Raw genomic sequence first — 15,440 nt, 5'->3', positions numbered from 1 at the left:
CGTAACAATTCCGGATTCATGCGGTTCTGGAGAATTTTTATACTGCGACAGCCCGTTCACGCAAGGTAATTCAGACACATTCTCTGCGGCTCAAGGGGTAATCTTGTTGGCATCGGCGGGCATTTCCCTGGCCTGCCACCACAGACATGGAAGACGGACAGGAGCGGTGCCATGACTAACCTGGCAAACGGTGTGCAATCGATGCTTGCGCTGCCCTCGGCCAACGAGGACAGCGATCCCCAGGAAACGCGCGAATGGCTGGACGCGCTCGAAGGCGTGCTGGCCCACGCCGGCAGCACGCGCGCCAGCTTCCTGCTGCAGCGCCTGGCCGCGCACGCCGCGGCGCAGGGCTTGCCGCCGCCCGCCGCCGGCCCGGGCGCCTATGTGAATACGATCCCGGTGCAGGCACAACCGCCCTACCCCGGCGACCTGGAAATCGAAGCCCGGCTGGGCGCCGCGCTGCGCTGGAACGCGCTGGCCATGGTGGTGCGCGCCAACCGCGCCTATGGCGAACTGGGCGGCCATATCGCCAGCTATGCCTCGGCGGCGGATCTGTTCGAAGTCGGTTTCAACCACTTCTTCCGCGCTGACGGCGCACAGGGTGACGCGCAAGGTGGGGACCTGGTCTATTTCCAGCCGCACTCGGCGCCTGGCGTCTATGCCCGCGCCTACCTGGAAGGGTTCCTCGACGAAACGCACCTGCAGCACTACCGGCGCGAGATCGACGGCCCGGGCCTGTGCTCCTACCCGCATCCCTGGCTGATGCCAGACTTCTGGCAGTTCCCGACCGGGTCGATGGGGATCGGCCCCATCAATTCGATCTACCAGGCGCGCTTCATGCGCTACCTGCAGAACCGCGGCCTGCAGCCGGTGTCCTCGCGCAAGGTCTGGGGCTTCTTCGGCGACGGCGAAATGGACGAGCCCGAGTCGATCGGGGCATTGTCGCTGGCCGCGCGCGAGCAGCTCGACAACCTGGTGTTCGTCATCAACTGCAACCTGCAGCGGCTCGACGGCCCGGTGCGCGGCAACGGCCGCATCGTCGATGAACTCGAAGCGCTGTTCGCCGGCGCCGGCTGGAACGTGATCAAGGTGCTGTGGGGCTCGGACTGGGATGAGCTGTTCGCCCGCGACCGCTCCGGCGCGCTGGTGCGTGCCTTCGCGCAGACCGTCGACGGCCAGTTCCAGACCTTCTCGGCCAACGACGGTGCCTATAACCGCGAGCACTTCTTCCAGCAGAACCCCGAGCTCGCCGCACTCGCCGCGCACCTGAGCAACGACGATATCGACCGCCTGCGCCGCGGCGGCCATGACCTGCGCAAGCTGCACGCCGCCTACGCGCGCGCCATGGGCCACCGCGGCCAGCCGACCGTGATCCTGGCGAAGACCATGAAGGGTTTTGGCATGGGCACGGCAGGCCAGGGGCGCATGACGACGCACCAGCAGAAAAAGCTGGAACTGGAGGACCTGAAGGCCTTCCGCGACCGCTTCCAGCTGCCGCTGTCGGACGACGACGTCGCCAACCTGCGCTTCTACAAACCCGCCGACGACAGCCCGGAGATGCGCTACCTGCACGCGCGCCGGGCCGCGCTCGGCGGCTACCTGCCGCGGCGCCGGCAGGCCGCCACGACTGCGCTCACGGTGCCGCCGTCCGGCCAGTGGGCCGGCTTCGCGCTGGCCGCGGACGGCAAGGAGATGTCGACCACCATGGCCGTGGTGCGCATGCTCGGCAGCCTGCTCAAGGACGCCGCGCTCGGGCCGCGCATCGTGCCGGTGGTCGCTGACGAGGCGCGCACCTTCGGCATGGCCAACCTGTTCCGGCAGGTCGGCATCTATTCGCCGCTGGGCCAGCGCTATGAGCCGGAAGACCTGGGTTCGATGCTGTACTACCGCGAATCCACCGGCGGGCAGATCCTGGAAGAAGGCATCTCCGAAGCCGGCGCGATCTCGTCATGGATCGCCGCGGCCACCGCGTACAGCGTGCACGACCTGCCGATGCTGCCGTTCTACATCTACTACTCGATGTTCGGCTTCCAGCGCATCGGCGACCTGATCTGGGCCGCTGCCGACCAGCGCGCCCGTGGCTTCCTGATCGGCGCCACCTCGGGCAAGACCACGCTCGGCGGCGAGGGGCTGCAGCACCAGGACGGCACCAGCCACCTGGCGGCGTCGACCATCCCCAACTGCCGCGCGTGGGATCCCGCCTTTGCCTATGAAGTGGCGGCGATCGTGGAGCACGGCATGCGCGAGATGGGCGAGCAGCAGCGCGACGTCTTCTACTACATCACCGTCGGCAACGAGAACTATGCGCAGCCGTCCATGCCGCAGGCGGCCGATGCCGTGCGCGACGGCATCCTGAAGGGCATGTATTCGCTCACGCCGGACCGGCGCGATGCCAGCCAGGTCAACCTGCTTGGCGCGGGCGCCATCCTGCCCGAGGTGATCGCCGCCGCGCGCCTGCTTGAAGACGACTGGGGCGTGGTGGCGCAGGTGTGGAGCGTGACCAGCTTTACCGAGCTGCAGCGCGACGCGATCGCCGTGGAACGCAGCAACCGCTTGAACGAAGAGCATGCCCGCTCGTATGTCGAAACGCTGCTGGTCGGGTCAAACGGCCCGGTGATCGCCGCCACCGACTATGTGCGCGCGGTGCCAGAGCTGATCCGCGCATGCGTGCCGGCGCGCTACGTGACGCTGGGCACCGACGGCTTCGGGCGCAGCGATACGCGCCAGGCATTGCGCGCGTTCTTCGAGGTGGACCGGCATTCCGTGGTGGTGGCGGCGCTGCGGGCGCTGGCGGATGACGGCAAGTTGTCTCCCGATGTCGTGCGCGCGGCGCGCGAGCGCTACGGCAAGTCGGGAGACAAGGCCGCGGCGTGGCAGGTCTGACGCGCCGCATGCCCGCTGGCGCTACGCTGCCATTGCCAGCGCCAGCTCACTGCCCCTGATATTGGCGACCGGCCCCCGGGATCGCGCTGTCGAATGCCGGCGGCGCGCGCCTGGCTGCGTCGACAAAGCCCGCCCCCCGGTCACTGATGCCGCAATGGCGCGACACGCGCGTTTTCTGGCCTGGTGTTCGTCGACAACGTGTCGATCAAGGGACAACAACTCTCCGTGCCATTGGCGCGGCATTGCCCGATCAGGTTCTTCAGTTCCGCTCGCATTCGTCGCAACTCCTTCAGCCTTTCCTCCACCAGACCAAGCTTTTGCTCGGCCAGCACGCGGGCCGTGTTGCACTTGCCATGGTTCTGATGGAGCAGTACCCGGACTTCTTCCAGCGTGAACCCTAGCGACTGGGCCTGGCGGATGAAATGGAGCCGCTGCAGGCTCTGTTCCGAGTAATGGCGAATCGTGCCAAAGGCGCGCTCCGGCACCGGCAGCAGCCCGCACCGATGGTAGTAGCGTACCGTCTCCACGCCGACCCCGGCCGCCTTGGCCAGCTTCCCGATCGTCAGTGTTTGCTCCATCCCTTGACTCCGTACCATGGTACGGACCTAGGCTATGCCTAAACCGCACTTTAGGGAAGGAGGATTGCATTTCGACCGCAGAACGACAGCGGCCGCCATACGCAGCGGTAACTCTTGAAAGGTCAGTATGCAATCGCGGATCATTCGCGTTCTACCCGCGGAAGTCGGTTGGGCGTTGGAATTCAGCGGCCTCGATATCAAGCCCCAAAAATATTCGACCATGGAAGCGGCAATTGCCGCGGGCTGGAATCTGGCGATGCGACAGAACGCTGAATTGCACATCCATCGCCATGACGGGGAGGTGCACTTGCGCAGCGCGTGCGGCGATACGCAACGCTCGTGATCCAGCCCCGTGTGTTGATCGCCATACCACCTGCCGGCCGATGCGATTTATCCGGCGGCACGCGTTGACAGCGGCGGCAAGCCGCTGGACGGCGCCCGCAGATACGTCCTGCATTTCGACAAGAAATCCCTTCCTCCGGCGAATGCATTCTGGTCGCTGACGACCCTCCTCGTTCATTCCTGGCGGCAATGGGCTGCCCCCGGCGCCTTGCGGAGCGCAGCACAGGCGAGTGCGCGCCACATGTCCCAAATTGACAAACGAATGTCCCAGTAAAGCAAGCGAGCACCCTTCGATCCGCCGATACTCCATTCCCAAGCAGGCAAGGACCTGCGCGCAGATCCACCAAACTGCAGGAGACTGGAAATGGAGATCAGGCAGATCACCCCCGCCATCGGCGCCGAAATCAAGGGCATCCATCTCGGCGACGCGGCGCGCGACCCGGCGCTCTTCGCCGACATCAAGGCAGCGCTGCTCAGGCACCGCGTACTCTTCTTCCGCAAGCAGGACATCACGCGTGCCGAGCACGTGGCCTTCGCCAGCGCCTTCGGCAAGCTGGAAGACCATCCCGTAGTCGGCAGCGACCCCGACCATCCGGGCCTGGTGCGGGTCTACCGCAGCGACAACCCGCACAGCTACGAGAACAACTACCATTGCGACGGCCTCTGGCGCCCGAACCCGGCCATGGGCGCGGTACTGCGCTGCATCGAATGTCCCGAGATTGGCGGCGACACCATCTGGGTCAACATGGTGAAGGCCTACGAGGAACTGCCGGACGACATCAAGGCGAAGGTCGATGGCCTGCGCGCCCGCGCCAGTATCGAGCAGAGCTTCGGTGCGGTCATGACGCCCGAGGCGCGCGCCAAGCTGGCGCAGGACCATCCGCCGGTAGAGCATCCGGTCGTGCGCACGCATCCGGAAACCGGGGAAAAGGTGCTGTTCGTCGGTGCAGGCTTCTCCACCTACTTCACCAACTACGCCACACCGGCCAACGTGCGTCACGGCATCGACAAGGCGCCCGGCGCGGCCCTGCTGCTCAGCTACCTGATCAGCCGCGCCACCATTCCCGAATACCAGGTGCGCTGGTCATGGCAGCAGGGCGATATCGCCGTGTGGGACAACCGCTGCACGCAGCACTACGCGCTCAACGACTACTTTCCCGCGCCGCGCAAGATGGAGCGCGCAGCCATCGTCGGCGACATCCCCTACTGAACCGAAGCCGCCTTCCGAACCGGAGACTCCCCATGAACTTCCTCGATGGCCACCTCTTTCCCGAAAACCAGCAGCCGCTGATCATCACGGCCGCACCCTATGCCCCCGGCTGGCAGCCTTCCGATTTCCCCGAAGACATTCCGGTCACCATGGAGGCACAGATCCAGAAGGCCGTGGACTGCTACAACGCCGGCGCCACCGTGCTGCACCTGCATGTGCGGGAACTGGACGGCAAGGGCTCCAAGCGCCTGTCCAAGTTCAACGAACTGATTTCCGGCGTGCGCGCCGCGGTGCCCGACATGATCATCCAGGTGGGCGGCTCGATCTCCTTCGCGCCGGAGGATGAAGGGCAGGCCGCCAAGTGGCTGTCGGACGACACCCGCCACATGCTGGCCGACCTGGACCCCACGCCGGACCAGGTCACGGTGACGGTCAACACCTCGCAGATGAACGTCACCGATCATGCGGAAGACGCTGACTTCAAGGGCACCTCGCGCGAAGACATGGCGCTCTTCGACGCCTACAAGAACATGACGGTGCCCGCCAATCCCGGCTGGGTCGAGGAACACGTGCGCCGCCTGACTGCCGCCGGCATCCAGAGCGAATTCCAGTGCTACAACATCAACAGCCTGGAGTCGGTGGAGCGGCTGGTGCGGCGCGGCTTCTACAAGGGCCCGCTGAACATAAACTGGGTAGCAATCGGCGGCGGCATGGACACGCCCAGCGTCTACAGCCTCGCCAACTTCATGCGCGCGGTGCCGGACGGCGCCGTGGTGACGGTCGAGAGCAATGTGCGCAATGTGCTGCCGGTCAATACCATGGGTATTGCGATGGGCTTGCACGTGCGCTGCGGCACCGAGGACGTGCTGTGGAACCCGCGCCGCACGGCGAAGCAGGGAAGCGTGGACCAGATCGAGCAACTCGTGCGCATCTCCCGCGAACTGGGCCGTGACATCGCCACCGCCAAGGAGGCACGCGAGATCTGCCGGATCGGCGTGTTCTACGACACGGTGGAAGAGTCGCTGCAGGCCAACGGCTTCGCGCCCAACCGCAACGGCGGTACCCAGGGCTTCCTGCGCAAGACCCAGTAAGCCGCACTCCCCCGCTGACACGGCCCGCCAACAGGGCCGAGGGGACACAGAGAAACGGAGACAGTCATGAAACGCTTCCCCCACACCTCGCGCCGCGCGGTTGTGCTCACGCTTGCCCTCGGCGCGCTGCTGCCTGCCGCCCAGGCCGTGCGCGCCGCCCCGGCCACTGACTGGCCGACCAAGCCGGTGCGGATCCTCGTGGGCGCGCCCCCCGGCGGCACCGCGGACATCCTCGCACGGCTCTTTGCCCATGAGCTGCAACGCCCGCTCGGGCAGTCCGTGATCGTCGACTACAAGGCCGGCGCGGCGGGAACCATCGCCGTGCAGGGCCTGCTGTCCGCGCCGCGCGACGGCTATACCTTGCTGCTGATCCAGAAGGGCATCGCCTCGGAGGTGCCGCAAGCCATCAAGGTGTCCTACGACCCGTTCAAGGACATCGTCCCGCTGGTGCAGCTCACGCGCCAGGGCCTGGTCCTCGTCGGCAATCCCGGCCTTCCCGCAAAGAACCTCGCCGAGCTGGTCACGTACGTCAAGGCGAACCCGGGCAAGGTCGACATCGCGAACTTCGGCATTGGCCTGCGTGGCCACACCATCGGCGTGCAGTTCAACCGGCTGGCCGGCCTCGACACCGGCGCGGTGAGCTACAAGGGCTCCCCCCCGGCCCTGCAGGACATCATGGGAGGACAGGTTCCGCTGATGTTCGACGGTCCGGCGACGTCCATGCCGTTTATCAAGGCGGGCAAGCTGCGGGCCTATGCGGTGGCCTTCCCGCGGCGGATCGCCGCGCTGCCGAACGTTCCCACCTTTGCCGAACTGGGCTATCCGGACCTCAGCGAGGTTGGCTGGATGGGGCTGTGGGCGGCGCCAGGCGTACCGCCGGCGGTAGTCGCCAAGGTGCGCGAGGCCACGCTCGCTGCCATGCAATCGCCCACGCTGCGGCGCAAGCTCGAAGAGCTGGGCATGGAGACCGGCACGGCGGCCACGCCCGAAGAACTGGCCAAAGACGTACGCGAGTCCTACGAACGCCAGGGCAAGCTGCTGCGCTCGATTCAGTTCAAGCCGGAATGACACAGGAGACAGCATGAAAGCAGTACGAGTACTACCGGGCGCGGAAGGTGGCCAGCTGGCCGTGCAGGATATCCCCACGCCGCAACCCGGCCCTGGCGAGGTGCTGGTGCGGGTGCGCGCATCGGGCATCAACTATGGCGAAATCAAGTACATGCGGGAACACCGCACCGGTGCCCCGATGACGGCCGGCGTGGAGTTCGCGGGCGAGGTCGCCAGCATCGGCGAGCAGGTCCAAGGCTGGCGCGAAGGCGACCGGGTGATGGGCCATGGCCGTGGCTGTCACGCACAGTACGTGGTCGCGGCGCCGCTGGCGCTGATGCCAGTGCCGCCGGAGGTATCGTGGGCCGACGCAGCCGCATTCCCCAATGTGTTCATCACCGCCCATGACGCGCTGGTCAGCAACGGCGAGCTCAAGGCCGGCGAGACAGTCTTCATCAACGGCGCCTCGGGCGGGGTCGGCATGGCCGCGGTGATGGCCGCCTCCGCGCTCGGCGCGAAGGTGATCGCTTCCTCGCGCTCGGCGGCCAAGCTGGAGCGGCTGGCAGGCTATGGCGTCGATGTCGGCGTCAATGCGTCGTGCGAATCGCAGGTCGAGGCCATCATGGCAGCCACCGACGGGCGTGGCGTCGACGTCATCATCGATACCATTGGCGGCACGGTCTTCGAAGACCACATCAAGAGCCTGGCGGTAAAGGGCCGGCTGGTGAACCTGGCGCGGCTGGGTGGTTCCAGCACTGCCCAGGTCGATCTCAACCTGCTGTGGCATAACCGGCTGAAGCTGATGGGCGCCACCTTCCGCACGCGCACCGAGGCCGAACGCCTTGAATGCGTGCAGGCCTGCGCGCGCGACCTGATGCCCTTCTTCCGCGAAGGCAAGCTGCGCCTGCCGATCGACCGCACCTTCCCCATGGATGCGATCGGCGAAGCCTATGCCTACATCGAACGCAGCCAGCATATGGGCAAGATCGTGCTTATTGCCGACTGACGCTTCCCGTGCGGCGGCGCCCCGGGCCGGCGCGTCCCGTTGCCGCCTGGTCGCCCGAACTGGCCACCTGCGAGCGCCATTGCGTGACGCTGCAGCCAAAGCTGGCGCGGAACCAGTGGCTGAAACTGCTCTGGGTCGAGAATCCCAGCAGTCCCGCGATCTCGCCGAGCGGCAGGTCGCTCTCTTGCAGGTGCCGCTTCACCAGTTCGGTACGGACCTCGTCGAGCAAGGCGGAGAAGGTCAGCCCATCGACGATGAGATGGCGATGCAGCGTGCGACGGTCCACGCGAAGATGTCGCGCCACCTGCTGGGCGGTACAGCGCCCGCCGGGCAGCAGCGCCATGATCAGCTCGCGGCACGCCTCGCGCATGCCCTCGCCGCGCTGCCGCAGCGACGTCTCAAGATAGTCGCGCGCCAGCTGGATGGCGCCGGAATTGTCGGGCGTGCGCGGTTTGTCCAGGTCGGCCGCGGCGCAGACCATGCCATTGAATGGCTGGTTGAACATCGGGTTGCGGCCGAAGAAGGCACGGTGCGCCGCCATATCCGCCGGCGGCCGGTGCGTAAAGCAGACCTGCTGCGGCCGCCACTGCGGCCCGATCAGCTCGCACAGGATCCGGAACATCATGGCCACGCTCAACTCCATCGCCTGCCGCGTCGCCGGGCCCGGACCGGGCAGCAGGTCTTCGCGGATGACCACGGTCTGGCCGGTCTCTTCGATGCGCATGACCAGCGAGGTGCTGATCAGCTTCAGGTAGCGGCACAAGGCATCGAGCGCCTGCCGCGGCGACGGCTCCTCCTTCAGCACCAGGCTGATCGGCCCCAGGTTGGAAAACGTACGGCGCGCCGCCAGCCGCAGCGCAAAATCCTCCGTGCCGGTGGCGCTGGCGGCGAGTTCCAGCAACTCGCGCAGCGCCTTGCTGGGGATCAGCGCCTGCGGGTCCCTGAGCAGCCGCGCGGACAGCCCGGCCTTGCGCAGCAAGGCGCCCGGATCGTGCCCGAGCGACTCCGTCAATTCGATGAAGCCGCTCAGGCTGGCGCTGCGGACAAGTCTTCCGACGTTTTGCATGGCGAGGGCCCGGCGCGCGGGGACTGCGCCGGGGCGTTCGTGTGAGGCGATGGGGGCGCTGCGCGACGGGGGTCGCGCATGCGGGTGCGTGCAGTATGCCTCAAACGGAGGCCTGGGACCGGGTGGCGGCGCATGCGGACCTGCGGGGGACGCCGCACGGCGGTCCCGGCGCACTCAGAACTTGTGCCGGATACCCGTGACAAACACCAGCTGCCTGTCGTTGCCCGACGGTGCGAACAGGTAGATGTCGGCTTTCGCCGACCGGGCGCGCTGGTAGACGCCGAAGACGTAGATGTCCGTACGTTTGGAGAATGCGTAGTCAAGGCTGAGCTGGCCCATATGCCATTTCGGTCGGCTGTCCACGCCGCTGTAATCGCCGTCGGTGAATACATAGGCGGCGCCCAGCGTCAGTGCAGGCGTCAGGTTGTAGCTGAGGTTGACGTCATAGTTGTTCAACCGCAGGCCCGTGCCGTCCTGGTAGCGGTACCGGGCCGTGGTCACCATCGCATTGACGCGAGCCGCGCCAACACTGTAGCCGGCGGCAAGTCCCCCCACGCGTTGCCGCGCGACGCCCACGGCAGCAGACAGCGGGCTGGTGTGGAACAGGACAAACGGTGCGCCGGCATAGTCGTCGGTCACCGCGCCACCCGCGTTGTTGCTGGCGGCAAGGCCCGGACGGTCCAGCTGCATATAGGCTGCCGCCAGCTTCAGCGGACCGCTCGCATAGGTGGCGCCAAGGCTGTATGCGCGGTTGTTCGCCGCGCTGCCTGAATCGGACATCGCGTAGGCCGCTTCCGCCCGCAGGCCGCCCCAACCTGGCGTGACGTACTTGATCGCGTTGTTGTTCCGGAAGCTGCCGAACACGTTGTCGTTGTCGCCGATGTGCGCGGCCAGCCCGGCCGCCGCCACCGGGGCTGACATGCCATTGAGCGTATCGAAGACCGCATCGTACTGGCGCCCGAACGTGAGCGTGCCGTAGGCATCATGGCCAAAGCCGACGAATGCCTGGCGACCAAACAGCCGGCCGCCCTGTTGCAGCTTGCCGTCGTCAAGCGCAAAGCCACCTTCCAGCACGAAGAGCGCCCTGGCGCCACCGCCGAGGTCCTCGACGCCGCGCAAGCCCCACCGGTTGTTCTGCATCGTGCCGGGCACCATCTTTGTGGCCGCGTGCCCGCCTTCGTTGTTGACATAGGCCACGCCGACGGATAGCAGCCCGTACAGCGTCACCGCGTCCTGCGCGCGCACCGCGCCACTCAGGCCAAACGTGGTGCCGGCGCACAGCAGCGCCAGCCTCCGCTTCATATCGATTCCCATGACTTGTCTCCCCATATTTTTGTCAGCACGGCAGTCCGCGCGATTGCCCCTTTCGTCAATGCAGGGCAATGCAGGCGCGAGCGCGCCCCGTGCCCGGCGCGCGAGCACTTCTCTTTCACCGCATCCTGGATATGGCGACGCAGGCGCAAGGACGGCGAGTCCGGCTCAGGACCCGCCGTCAGCCGCGCCAGCGCGCCCTACATGAACAACTGGACCGAAGGCAGGGCCGCGTCGCAGTTCAGCAGGTTCACGCGCTTCTGTCGGATCTTCAGCACGCCGTCTTCCAATGCCAGCGTGTGCTCCGCGGTGCAGGCGTAGACCTGCTGTTCGTCGCCGCGCGTTTCCACGTAGATGTAGCGTGTGCGCGTCCGCCAGGCGTTCTCGTCATGGCGCAGCGACAGGACTTCCGGGCACTGCAGCACATGCAGGCAACGGCTTTCCGGCTGCAGCGAGAACGCACGCGGATTGCCCATGCGTTCGATGCGCAATTGCAGCAGCAGGCGGTCTTCATACATCAGCGAAGCGTGATCGATACCGTCCTGCTGGCCGGGAACGAGCGGAATCCAGTAAAGGCAGTCCTGCGCGAACAGCGCAAGCCACTCGTCGAAGCGCTTCTCGTCGATCAGCCGCGCTTCTTCATAGACCAGCGCGATCAGGTCGTCCCGGCCCGGCGGCGAGGTTTGCGGCAGCTTGCTCATGTCGTTTCTCCTGTCTGGGTTTCCGGCGCCATGTAGCGGGCCCACGCGCGGAACTGGTTGCGCATGGAGATCTCGCTGGTGCCATTGGCGGTGGTGTCATGCTGGCCGAGTTCGGCCGCATCGAAGTTGCGGTGCAGGCTGACCCATTCGTTGCCGCCGGCGCGCAGGCCCTCCTGCATCGAGCGATAGGCGTGCAGGTCGTCGTGGCCAACCACCGACATCGGCGAGTTGATCAGGCGCGTGTACACCAGCGTGCGCCGCAGCAGGTCTTCCGGCGCGCCCCTGGGCCGGAACGTCCATGACTCGACCACCGTCCGGTCCACCGCTACAGGCCGGACCACGCGGATCGCCTGGATCGCCCCCTTGATGGTCAGGCTCGGGTAGAAGATGGTGTTGTGGCGCACGGTGGAGAGGATTTCCGCCGCCCGCTCAGGCCCATAGCTTTCCGACATGCGCGCCTCGTACTCGGGCAGGCCGGCATAGTCGGCGTGCAGCGACACGCTGCCGACGCCCGTATAACTATGGCCGTTGTCGAATACCCTGACCCCCATCTCGTCGGAAAACGCGTAGCCGGACGTGAACGGCACCAGTTGCTCGATCACCATCGGCCTGGGCGCGTCCTCCGGCTTGTCCGCCCAGAGGTCCATGGCCGTGCCGGCCGACGACTCATGGGCCACCATCGGGTGCATGGTGTCGTTCAGGTTCTCGACGAACATCTTCCAGTTGCAGTCGTGGGTGTAGCGCAGCACGCCGCCCGCGATCTCCAGCTGCCCGTCCGGCGCGCGCTCCACCATGTTGTCGATGGAGGACAGCGATTCGCCGAAGTATTCGCGGAAGCCAGGGCCCGCATCGGACAGCCGGGCGAAGACGAAGCCGCGGTAGTTCTCCACGTGGCGCAGCCCGCTCAGGCCCTGTCCGGCGGGGCAGGCGTCCAGGCTGGTGCCTGCGTAGCCCTGCCGCAGCGGGATCGACAGCAGCGTGCCATCGGTCTTGTAGGTCCATGCGTGGTACGGACAGCGGAAGAACCGGCCGGCATTGCCGCTGGGCTGCGAGACCAGCTTCGCGCCCTTGTGCGCGCACCGGTTGCGCAACACCTTCACCGCGCCGTCCGGCAGCCGCACCATGATGACCGGCTGCCCGGCGATATCGGCCGTGACGAAGTCACCTGCCGCCGGCACCTGGCTGTCGTGTCCCACATATATCCACGCCCGCGACCAAAGCCGCTCCATTTCCAGCGCGAACACCTCCTGGTCGATGTAGACGTCGCGGTGCACCTGCTGGTCCTGCACCAGCGCGCGCAACGCGCCGGCATCCTCCCGGTAATTGCCCATCTTGTTCTCTCCCTTGTTCATGCATCGAGCACCAGCCGCCGGCCTTTGGCACGTGACACGCAGATCTGCATGACGTCGCCTGCGCACCGCTGCGCCTCGGAAAGGCAGTAGTCCCGATGCTCGATCTCGCCCTCGATCACCGCCGTCAGGCACACCCCGCACTCGCCGCGCTTGCAGTCGTAAAGCGGATCCAGCCCCGCCGCGAGCATGGCGTCGAGGATGGTCTGGCCCGCCGGCACGGTCAGCACCTGGCCGGACTGGCGCAGCTCCACTTCGAAGTCATCGTCCGACGCGCTGGCGGGCGGCGCGGAAAAGAGCTCGAAGTGAACCGCCTCGCGCGCCCAGCCACGCGCCGATGCCAGCGCCAGCACCGCGTCGATCATGCCCACGGGGCCGCAGACGTAGATCGGCTGCGTCGGCGCCATGCCGGCCAGCAACGCGTCCAGGTTCAGCGGCGGCAGCGAGCCCTCGTCCGCGTAGAGCTTGAGGTCCGGGCCCGCCAGTACCGCCAGTTCGTCGACAAAGGCGAGCTGGTCCGGATGCCGCGCGCTGTAGTGGATGCTGTAGCGACGCCCGGCCGCCGACAAAGCCGCGGCCATCGATACGATGGGCGTCACGCCGATGCCGCCAGCGATCAGCACGGCGTCCTCGGCGCTGGCATCGAGCGCAAACGCGTGGATTGGTGCGCTGGTCACCAGCCGGCTGCCGGCCCTCACCTGCGTGTGCATCCACAGCGACCCGCCCTGCCCGCCGTCGTCGCGGCGCACCGCGATCCGATACGCGCCGGGTGCCTCGGTGGCCCCGGGCGTGCCGTCGCCGTTGACCAGCGAGTAGTGGCGCCAGCCAACGGTGCCGCCGGGTGCCACCTGCACCCGCAGATGCGCGCCGGCGGAAAAGGGTGGCAAGGTCTTGCCCGCCGGGTCCCGCAGGCGAAACTCCGTGGTCGTGTCGGTCAGCGCGATCACTTCCTCCACCACAAGTTCGAGCGTCATCTCATGGATGGTCATGCCTCGCCTCCGCATTCGTCCTGCGGCGTCTCGGCCGCCATCAGCGCGGCCCACGCACGGAACTGGTTGCGCATCAGCAGCTCATTGGTGCCGCTCACGTCCTGGACCGGCTGCAGCTGCTCGTCATCCCGGTACTCGCGGTGCAGGCTCACCCACGGATTGCCCTGCGCGGCCAGCGAAGCCTGGATGCCCTCGAAAATATGCAAGTCGTCATGCGCCACCACCGACATCGGCGAGAAAGTCAGGCGGTTGTAGGTCAGCGTGCGCCGCAAGAGTTCCTGCGGCGCGCCTCTGGGTACCAGTCCCCAGGTCTCGACCAGGGTCCGGTCGACGCCGAGCGGGCGGATCACGCGCAGCGTCTGCGGCGAGCCCTTCAGCGCCAGCAACGGGTAGAAGACGACGTTCTGCGGCGAAAAGCCCAGCACCTCGTGCGTCCGCGCTTCGCCATGGGCCTGCGTCATCGCCAGGCGGTAGTCGTCCGGGATGGTGTAGCCGGAGTGGATGCTGGCGTTGGTGCCAAGCACGCTGTGGCCATTCGGATAGACTCGCGCGCCCGTCCTGGCGAAGAACTCGTAGCCCGACCCGAACGGCAACAGCTGCTGCAGCGCCATCGACACCGGCGCATCGTCGGGCCGGGCCTCGTCCACCGACCTGGCGGTCGCCGAAACCGATTCGTGGGTCGAGACCGGATGCACCGAATCGTTGACGTTCTCCAGGTACATCTTCCAGTTGCAGCGCATCACGCTGCGCAGGCAGCCGCCCGTGACCTGCAGCTCGCCCTGCGGCGAGCGGTCCGCCAGGTTGTCGAGGACCGGCAGCACCGCGCCAAAGTAGTCGGCAAAGTCCGGCCCCTGCGCCGACAGGCAGGCAAAGACGAAGCCACGGTGCACCGCCACCCGCGGCGCCACCAGTCCCGCACCGGTCTCGCACGCGTGCATGCGCGTGTTCTCGTACTGGTGCTTCAGCGGCACTCCCAGCAGCGTTCCGTCGGTCCGGTACGACCAGGCATGGTACGGGCAGCGGAAGAACTTGCCGGTGTTGCCATGGGTCTGGCACACCAGCCGGGCCCCCTTGTGAGCGCAGCGGTTCATCAGCACGCGCACGGTGCCGTCGGCGTGGCGCACCATGATCAGCGGCTGGCCGGCGATGTCGGTGGTGTAGTAGTCACCGGGATTCGGCACCTGGCTCTCGTGGCCGACGTAGTTCCAGCTGCGCAGGAACAGGCGCTCGCGCTCAAGCTGGAACAGCGCCTCGCTCAGGTACACGTCCCGATGCACCCGGTCGTCCTGCACCAGCGCGCGGATCGCGCCGGCATCGTTCCGGTAGTCTGTCATGACGACACTCCTTGCACGTCGGGCCTGGCCACGAAGCGGCACGTGGCATGCCCCTCCATGGCGGCGCACGCGGTTTCCTCCACCTGCACGGGGCGCTCCAGCACGATCGCGGCGATCGTGCGGAACATCCCGGCAATCGGCGCGCACACCGGTTGGCTGGACGGCCCGTAGCCGGCGGCGAACGGGCTGTTGAAGACATTGAGCACCAGGCACTCGCCATGCCGCTCAAAGTCCCAGCGGCCCCAGCCGAGCGCGGGCGAGGTCTGGCAGATCAGGTCCTGCAGCGACTCCCCGCCCCCCGCGCCAAGCCCGGCAAGATAGGCCAGGATGCTGCGCCTGCCGTGCCTTGCCGTGGACTCGGCGAAGGCTGCCAGCACGTCGCGCCGCACCGCGCCGTCGAGCAGGCGCAGCATTCCCATCAGCACATCGGGGCGCATCAGCAGGTAGCGCCGGTCCTGGTCGCGCACCTCGCCGCGCACGGTGTCGAACTCCAGGCGCTGCGCCAGCGGGGTGGCCATGGACTGTGGCTCCAT

The 15,440-nt window shown here is 66.9% G+C and carries 15 protein-coding genes; 7 read left to right on the top strand and 8 right to left on the bottom strand.

Translation table 11 applies throughout. The features are described 5' to 3' along the window. Nucleotides 1-171: 171 nt before the first annotated feature. A complete protein-coding gene (gene mdeB / locus CTP10_RS18585; protein ID WP_116318819.1) occupies nt 172-2,883 on the top strand; it encodes an alpha-ketoglutarate dehydrogenase in 2,712 nt (903 codons plus the stop codon). Nucleotides 2,884-3,023: 140 nt separating this feature from the next. Here the strand turns inward: mdeB and CTP10_RS18580 are convergent, their stop codons facing one another. Beyond that, a complete protein-coding gene (locus CTP10_RS18580) occupies nt 3,024-3,461 on the bottom strand; it encodes a MerR family transcriptional regulator (RefSeq protein WP_116318820.1) in 438 nt (145 codons plus the stop codon). A gap of 127 nt (nt 3,462-3,588) precedes the next feature. Between CTP10_RS18580 and CTP10_RS18575 the strand changes: the two genes are divergently transcribed. The 6 genes from CTP10_RS18575 (at nt 3,589) to CTP10_RS18550 (ending at nt 8,157) form a co-directional block, all read left to right on the top strand. Beyond that, a complete protein-coding gene (locus CTP10_RS18575; RefSeq protein WP_116318821.1) occupies nt 3,589-3,804 on the top strand; it encodes a DUF2188 domain-containing protein in 216 nt (71 codons plus the stop codon). A 30-nt stretch (nt 3,805-3,834) separates the two neighbouring features. Then, nucleotides 3,835-4,077, top strand: a complete 243-nt coding sequence (locus CTP10_RS18570) for a DUF1214 domain-containing protein (protein ID WP_116318953.1) — start codon at nt 3,835-3,837, stop codon at nt 4,075-4,077. A gap of 90 nt (nt 4,078-4,167) precedes the next feature. Further along, nucleotides 4,168-5,013 (top strand): TauD/TfdA dioxygenase family protein, encoded by an 846-nt coding sequence (locus CTP10_RS18565; RefSeq protein ID WP_116318822.1) that lies wholly within the window; start codon nt 4,168-4,170, stop codon nt 5,011-5,013. A 32-nt stretch (nt 5,014-5,045) separates the two neighbouring features. Beyond that, on the top strand, nt 5,046-6,104 hold the full coding sequence (locus tag CTP10_RS18560) for a 3-keto-5-aminohexanoate cleavage protein (RefSeq protein ID WP_116318823.1): 1,059 nt from the start codon (nt 5,046-5,048) through the stop codon (nt 6,102-6,104). A 66-nt stretch (nt 6,105-6,170) separates the two neighbouring features. Further along, nucleotides 6,171-7,172 carry a tripartite tricarboxylate transporter substrate binding protein gene (locus CTP10_RS18555; RefSeq protein ID WP_116318824.1) on the top strand — a complete coding sequence of 334 codons (1,002 nt, stop codon included), beginning with the start codon at nt 6,171-6,173 and terminating at the stop codon, nt 7,170-7,172. A gap of 13 nt (nt 7,173-7,185) precedes the next feature. Next, nucleotides 7,186-8,157 carry a quinone oxidoreductase family protein gene (locus tag CTP10_RS18550; protein ID WP_116318825.1) on the top strand — a complete coding sequence of 324 codons (972 nt, stop codon included), beginning with the start codon at nt 7,186-7,188 and terminating at the stop codon, nt 8,155-8,157. Here the strand turns inward: CTP10_RS18550 and CTP10_RS18545 are convergent. From CTP10_RS18545 to CTP10_RS18515, 7 genes are all read right to left on the bottom strand, one after another. After that, complete coding sequence (locus tag CTP10_RS18545) at nt 8,144-9,223, bottom strand: AraC family transcriptional regulator (protein ID WP_116318826.1); 1,080 nt, start codon at nt 9,221-9,223, stop codon at nt 8,144-8,146. The two genes, CTP10_RS18550 and CTP10_RS18545, sit on opposite strands and share 14 nt — an antisense overlap. Nucleotides 9,224-9,397: 174 nt before the next feature. After that, the gene (locus tag CTP10_RS18540) at nt 9,398-10,537 is read right to left on the bottom strand and encodes a porin (RefSeq protein WP_116318827.1); all 1,140 of its coding nucleotides are present in this window, start codon (nt 10,535-10,537) and stop codon (nt 9,398-9,400) included. Between the two features lie 197 nt (nt 10,538-10,734). Then, nucleotides 10,735-11,235 carry an aromatic-ring-hydroxylating dioxygenase subunit beta gene (locus tag CTP10_RS18535; RefSeq protein WP_116318828.1) on the bottom strand — a complete coding sequence of 167 codons (501 nt, stop codon included), beginning with the start codon at nt 11,233-11,235 and terminating at the stop codon, nt 10,735-10,737. Beyond that, complete coding sequence (locus CTP10_RS18530; protein WP_116318954.1) at nt 11,232-12,566, bottom strand: aromatic ring-hydroxylating dioxygenase subunit alpha; 1,335 nt, start codon at nt 12,564-12,566, stop codon at nt 11,232-11,234. The genes CTP10_RS18535 and CTP10_RS18530 overlap by 4 nt, the downstream gene beginning before the upstream one ends. A gap of 17 nt (nt 12,567-12,583) precedes the next feature. Continuing rightward, the gene (locus CTP10_RS18525) at nt 12,584-13,573 is read right to left on the bottom strand and encodes a PDR/VanB family oxidoreductase (RefSeq protein WP_116318829.1); all 990 of its coding nucleotides are present in this window, start codon (nt 13,571-13,573) and stop codon (nt 12,584-12,586) included. Next, complete coding sequence (locus tag CTP10_RS18520; protein WP_116318830.1) at nt 13,570-14,907, bottom strand: aromatic ring-hydroxylating oxygenase subunit alpha; 1,338 nt, start codon at nt 14,905-14,907, stop codon at nt 13,570-13,572. The genes CTP10_RS18525 and CTP10_RS18520 overlap by 4 nt, the downstream gene beginning before the upstream one ends. Beyond that, a complete protein-coding gene (locus CTP10_RS18515; protein ID WP_158577660.1) occupies nt 14,904-15,425 on the bottom strand; it encodes a V4R domain-containing protein in 522 nt (173 codons plus the stop codon). The genes CTP10_RS18520 and CTP10_RS18515 overlap by 4 nt, the downstream gene beginning before the upstream one ends. Nucleotides 15,426-15,440: the final 15 nt, after the last annotated feature.

This window comes from Cupriavidus sp. P-10, from assembly GCF_003402535.2.
Lineage (GTDB): Bacteria > Pseudomonadota > Gammaproteobacteria > Burkholderiales > Burkholderiaceae > Cupriavidus.
The sequence above is the reverse complement of the archived record's forward strand: the minus strand, read 5'-3'. Positions and strand labels throughout refer to the sequence as shown.

Excerpts from the sequence above, each read along its gene's own strand:
- CTP10_RS18550 (WP_116318825.1), top strand. The coding sequence starts at position 7,186 with ATGAAAGCAGTACGAGTACTACCGGGCGCGGAAGGTGGCCAGCTGGCC.
- CTP10_RS18535 (WP_116318828.1), bottom strand. The coding sequence starts at position 11,235 with ATGAGCAAGCTGCCGCAAACCTCGCCGCCGGGCCGGGACGACCTGATC.
- CTP10_RS18530 (WP_116318954.1), bottom strand. The coding sequence starts at position 12,566 with ATGGGCAATTACCGGGAGGATGCCGGCGCGTTGCGCGCGCTGGTGCAG.
- CTP10_RS18540 (WP_116318827.1), bottom strand. The coding sequence starts at position 10,537 with ATGGGAATCGATATGAAGCGGAGGCTGGCGCTGCTGTGCGCCGGCACC.
- CTP10_RS18525 (WP_116318829.1), bottom strand. The coding sequence starts at position 13,573 with ATGACCATCCATGAGATGACGCTCGAACTTGTGGTGGAGGAAGTGATC.
- CTP10_RS18520 (WP_116318830.1), bottom strand. The coding sequence starts at position 14,907 with ATGACAGACTACCGGAACGATGCCGGCGCGATCCGCGCGCTGGTGCAG.
- CTP10_RS18545 (WP_116318826.1), bottom strand. The coding sequence starts at position 9,223 with ATGCAAAACGTCGGAAGACTTGTCCGCAGCGCCAGCCTGAGCGGCTTC.
- CTP10_RS18555 (WP_116318824.1), top strand. The coding sequence starts at position 6,171 with ATGAAACGCTTCCCCCACACCTCGCGCCGCGCGGTTGTGCTCACGCTT.
- CTP10_RS18515 (WP_158577660.1), bottom strand. The coding sequence starts at position 15,425 with ATGGCCACCCCGCTGGCGCAGCGCCTGGAGTTCGACACCGTGCGCGGC.
- CTP10_RS18575 (WP_116318821.1), top strand. The coding sequence starts at position 3,589 with ATGCAATCGCGGATCATTCGCGTTCTACCCGCGGAAGTCGGTTGGGCG.
- CTP10_RS18560 (WP_116318823.1), top strand. The coding sequence starts at position 5,046 with ATGAACTTCCTCGATGGCCACCTCTTTCCCGAAAACCAGCAGCCGCTG.
- mdeB (WP_116318819.1), top strand. The coding sequence starts at position 172 with ATGACTAACCTGGCAAACGGTGTGCAATCGATGCTTGCGCTGCCCTCG.
- CTP10_RS18565 (WP_116318822.1), top strand. The coding sequence starts at position 4,168 with ATGGAGATCAGGCAGATCACCCCCGCCATCGGCGCCGAAATCAAGGGC.
- CTP10_RS18580 (WP_116318820.1), bottom strand. The coding sequence starts at position 3,461 with ATGGAGCAAACACTGACGATCGGGAAGCTGGCCAAGGCGGCCGGGGTC.